This is a genomic window from Bacillus sp. FAU20 (genome assembly GCF_056033865.1).
Genome location: NZ_JBVYHY010000005.1, coordinates 1 through 4,926 on the forward strand (window position 1 = coordinate 1; position 4,926 = coordinate 4,926).

Genomic DNA, 4,926 nt, shown 5'->3' on the forward strand with positions numbered 1-4,926 from the left:
GGCACGTAGTTAGCCGTGGCTTTCTGGTTAGGTACCGTCAAGGTGCCAGCTTATTCAACTAGCACTTGTTCTTCCCTAACAACAGAGTTTTACGACCCGAAAGCCTTCATCACTCACGCGGCGTTGCTCCGTCAGACTTTCGTCCATTGCGGAAGATTCCCTACTGCTGCCTCCCGCAGGAGTCTGGGCCGTGTCTCAGTCCTAGTGTGGCCGATCACCCTCTCAGGTCGGCTACGCATCGTTGCCTTGGTGAGCCGTTACCTCACCAACTAGCTAATGCGACGCGGGTCCATCCATAAGTGACAGCCGAAGCCGCCTTTCAATTTCGAACCATGCGGTTCAAAATGTTATCCGGTATTAGCCCCGGTTTCCCGGAATTATCCCAGTCTTATGGGCAGGTTACCCACGTGTTACTCACCCGTCCGCCGCTAACTTCATAAGAGCAAGCTCTTAATCCATTCGCTCGACTTGCATGTATTAGGCACGCCGCCAGCGTTCATCCTGAGCCAGGATCAAACTCTCCAATAAAGTTAGTTTGTCTAGCATCTAAAATAAAAATTGACGTTTCACGTTGTTTGTTTCGTTCAGTTTTCAAAGAACTACTTAGTCGCTTATTTGCGACTTCCTTATGTTAACATTTTCATCTTTCAATGTCAACTAAGTTTTTTATTTCGTTTGTCACTTTCGACGTTGTTGTCATCGGCGACTTGTTCTATATTACACCTCTATACTCTAATCGTCAACACTTTTTATAAAGATATTCAATTAAATGTTTTTTACGCTCTTTTGGCTATATACGTCCCTACAAAAATTCATTACCGTAAAACTACCTTCTGCTTCTCTTTAATTTATTCTCGCAAAACATATTCAATTTACTTTGACCCTAGGCTTAATTTGCTTGAATATTTCCTTCCCCAAAACTGTTAATCTTATTTTAACAAATACTAGTATATAATTAGAGTGTTGTTGTACCATCAATGAAATCCATTAGAAGTAGGTGAAGATATGAAAGATATACGTATCCTTATAGCAGACGATGATAAAGAAATCCGTAATTTACTAAAAATATATTTAGAACGAGAATTATATATGGTAGATACTGCGATTGATGGCGAAGTAGCCTTACAGTTATTTAATCAAAACAACTATAGCCTCGTTATATTAGATCTTATGATGCCGAAAGTAGATGGTATCGAAGTATGTAGAAAGCTAAGGGATAAAACTAACGTACCGATATTAATGCTAACCGCTAAAGATCACGAAGTCGATAAAATTTTAGGTTTAAGCATTGGTGCTGATGATTACATTACGAAGCCTTTCAGCATTCACGAAGTGGTTGCACGAGTCAAAGCTCTTATACGGCGTTTTTTCGTTCTTGGAAGTAACATTAGTGTACAAGAGCAGACAACTTTAGCTTTTAAAGGACTAACTATCAATTTAAATACATATACAGTTCACACAAATAAAGAAGAAATCAGCTTAACCGGAAAAGAATTAGAACTATTAAAATTCTTTACTTCAAACCCAGGACAAGTATTTACAAAAACACAGCTCTTCCGCAATGTATGGGACGATAATTATATAGAAGATGATAATACCGTTATGGTACACATTCGAAAACTTAGAAAGAAAATAGAAATCGATCCTTCCAATCCAAAATTCATTCAAACTGTATGGGGAATTGGTTATAAGTTTGTAGGTGAAAAGCTTGAAGATCGATAAAATCCTCTTCCTTATTTCATTACAACTTATCATTTACGGGCTTTTAAATATACAAATGGATCCAAAAGTAAAAATTTCTTTATTTATTACCCTTATCTTAATTACAATGTATCTCTTCTTTTCAAGAATACAATTCATTCAAAATCGCAAATCAATAGACACTAAATTAAGTCGTGCACTAAAGGGGAATTTACAAACGAGATTATTCACAAGTAATGATCAATCGTTACATAATATCGTTTTTTCAATAAACGAACTAATAGCTGAATTAGAAAAGGTTCGGATTAAAGCAAAAAAGGTCTGAGGAATCTAGAAAACAACTTTTATCTAGTATCTCACACGATATCCGAACACCACTCACCTCCATTATTGGATATATCGATGCTTTAAAAGATGGGGTTGCTGCTTCTGAAATAGAAAAGCAAGAATATCTTAAAATACTTTATATGAAATCAAATAACTTAAAGCACCTAGTTGATGAAATATTCAATATGGCAAAGCTAGACGCTAATGAATTTCCACTAAAAGAAGAAAAACTCGACTTTTCTGAAGTTACTAGAGAAGCTTTGATCGAGTTTTTACCCGAACTCTCAAAACATAATATTAAACTACAAGTTCTTATACCAGAGTCTACTTGTCCTATCATTGCAGATCACCTAAGCCTTATGCGGATTATAGGTAACTTAATGAAAAATGCCATTTATTACGGAAAGAATGGGAAAACAATAGGAGTCGAACTACTAGAAACGGATGCAGCATATGAACTTCTTATTTGGGATAAAGGTCCTGGTATTCCAAAACATGATTTACAAAACGTATTCGAGCGAATGTACCGAAGCGAACAATCAAGAAACTCGTCTTTTGGTGGTAGCGGGCTCGGACTTTCTATTTCTAAAGCGCTCGTTGAGAGGAATGGTGGGCATATATGGGTTAAAAGTATTCCATGGGAACGAACCACTTTTGGCTTTTCCATTCCAAAACACAATACTTTTAAGAAATAGTTAAGAAATGATTAATATGCAGTTAAGCCTTCCTTTTTATCATGTAAATAAGAACTTATAGAAAGTAGGTGACTCCTATAAACACAATTATAAAAACGACTAATCTTACTAAAGTATATGGCAAGCAAAAATCCGTAGATAATCTAAATATTAACGTTCAACAAGGAGAAATTTATGGATTCATAGGACGTAACGGTGCTGGTAAAACGACAACCATTCGTATGCTGCTTAGTCTTATAAAGCCTACAAGTGGAACTATCGAAATATTCGGAGAGGACTTATTTCAAAATCAAAAAGATATTTTAAGTAGAATTGGTTCTATCGTTGAAGTTCCAGGGTTTTATGAAAACTTAACTGCAAAAGAAAACTTATTAATTAATGCAAAGATAATCGGGGTTTACAAAAAGAATGCTATTGAAGAAGCATTAGAAATAGTGGGCTTGCAGCATGAAACAAAAAAGTTAGTAGGAAAGTATTCTCTAGGCATGAAGCAGCGCCTAGGAATTGCACGCGCTCTTCTCCATTATCCCGAACTACTCATATTAGATGAACCGACTAACGGACTAGACCCCATCGGTATTAAAGAAATGCGAAAACTTATTCATTCTTTAGCTCAAGAAAGGAATATAACGATACTCATTTCTAGTCACATTTTAGCAGAGGTAGAACAGTTAGTTGATCGTATCGGAATTATTCACGAAGGAAGGTTACTAGAAGAAGTTTCTCTTGATAAGCTGCGCAAAGCAAACCGTAAGTACATAGAATTTCAGGTGAATAATGACAATAAAGCTGCGATGCTATTAGAAAATCAATTTCAAATTTTCGATTATGAGGTACATGATGAAGGGAATATTCGCATTTACTCTCATTTTGGGCAACAAGGATACATCAACAGAACATTCGTTCTTAATGATATCGAAGTATTAAAAATGATGATCAGTGAAGACAGATTAGAAGATTATTTCACCAAACTAGTTGGAGGTGGGACAATTGGTTAATCTACTCTATACAGAACTATTAAAACTAAAACGCTCTAATATGTTTTTAATTAGCATTATTGGAGCTGGTGTCGCACCTTTCTTAGTCGTAGTAGCCTCTTATATACATATAAAAACAAAACAGCCAACTCCGACTATTTGGTTCCACCAGTTATTCACTGACGTTAACTTATATACTACTTTAGTTATAGGATTCCCTTTATACGGAGTAGTTGTTGCTTATATGTTTACCCGCGAATATGCAGAAGATACACTAAAAAATTTACTAACTATCCCCGTGTCGCGCATTAGTTTTATTATAAGTAAGTTCATCATCCTCTTCCTTTGGATTATGATGCTAACTTTAGTCGCTTGGTCGCTTACTGTAGTATTAGGGCTATTGGGGAACTTCCCTGGTTTTAACATTACTTTACTTTTAGGTTCTTTCCTAAAATTTTTAATATGTGGTGGACTTCTCTTTCTATTGTCTTTACCTATTGTGCTATTAACTCTTGTAATGAAGAGCTATGTACCGCCTATTATATTAACAGTCATTATTACAATGATGAATCTTATGCTCGTAAACTCCAAACATAAAGATTTATTTCCGTGGACCGCTACTCTAGATATTGCAAATAATGAATTACAACCGACATATCCACCAGAGTATTCTTATATCATCATTGCAGCAACAGCAATTTTCGGATTTATTGCAACACTATTCTATTTTAAGAAAGTAGACATTCATTAATTTATAGGAGTGAAACTATGAGCGATATCATTATTGCCTTCATACTCGGTATTGTAGAAGGATTAGCTGAATTTTTACCTATATCCTCTACTGGCCACCTTATATTAGTCGGGCATTTATTAGGCTTTGAAGGAGAAAGAGCAAAAACGTTTGAAATTGTTATTCAGCTAGGCGCAATTTTAGCTATTGCAATTTTATATCATAAACGCCTCGTTTCTTTATGTAATATTAAGCCTCTTCTACGCAAAGAGAAAAAATTCAACGCGTTCCATGTATTTCTTGGCGTATTTCCGGCAGTAGTTGCTGGTTTGCTACTACATGATGTTATTAAAACTTACTTATTTCAGCCATACACTGTTGTGATTGGACTTGTAGCAGGTGAAGCGGCGCACGAAAAACGCGAAAGCGTTTCACGATAAATGCGAAAACGGTACTTTTATACATGGCAGTGGTCAATGGCTGCAATGCCAGCAAA

The 4,926-nt window shown here is 35.9% G+C and carries 3 protein-coding genes, 1 rRNA gene and 2 pseudogenes; 5 read left to right on the top strand and 1 reads right to left on the bottom strand.

Going from position 1 to position 4,926, the window contains the following annotated elements; all coding sequences use genetic code 11:
• Positions 1 to 528 (bottom strand): 16S ribosomal RNA (locus AC0OM3_RS07670); the annotation flags it as partial.
• A 477-nt stretch (positions 529 to 1,005) separates the two neighbouring features.
• Here AC0OM3_RS07670 and AC0OM3_RS07675 point away from each other — a divergent pair.
• From AC0OM3_RS07675 to uppP, 5 genes and pseudogenes are all read left to right on the top strand, one after another.
• Positions 1,006 to 1,722 (top strand): response regulator transcription factor, encoded by a 717-nt coding sequence (locus tag AC0OM3_RS07675; protein WP_000651981.1) that lies wholly within the window; start codon positions 1,006 to 1,008, stop codon positions 1,720 to 1,722.
• Positions 1,709 to 2,723 (top strand): annotated as a pseudogene (locus tag AC0OM3_RS07680) (sensor histidine kinase). Before AC0OM3_RS07675 ends, AC0OM3_RS07680 begins: the two are co-directional and overlap by 14 nt.
• Before the next feature lie 68 nt (positions 2,724 to 2,791).
• A complete protein-coding gene (locus AC0OM3_RS07685; RefSeq protein ID WP_000187942.1) occupies positions 2,792 to 3,721 on the top strand; it encodes an ABC transporter ATP-binding protein in 930 nt (309 codons plus the stop codon).
• Positions 3,714 to 4,451, top strand: coding sequence for an ABC transporter permease (locus tag AC0OM3_RS07690; protein WP_474211288.1), 738 nt, complete (start codon positions 3,714 to 3,716; stop codon positions 4,449 to 4,451). The genes AC0OM3_RS07685 and AC0OM3_RS07690 overlap by 8 nt, the downstream gene beginning before the upstream one ends.
• A 17-nt stretch (positions 4,452 to 4,468) precedes the next feature.
• A pseudogene (gene uppP, locus AC0OM3_RS07695) lies at positions 4,469 to 4,831 on the top strand (undecaprenyl-diphosphate phosphatase UppP); the annotation flags it as partial.
• Positions 4,832 to 4,926 lie beyond the last annotated feature (95 nt).

Excerpts from the sequence above, each read along its gene's own strand:
- AC0OM3_RS07675 (WP_000651981.1), top strand. The coding sequence starts at position 1,006 with ATGAAAGATATACGTATCCTTATAGCAGACGATGATAAAGAAATCCGT.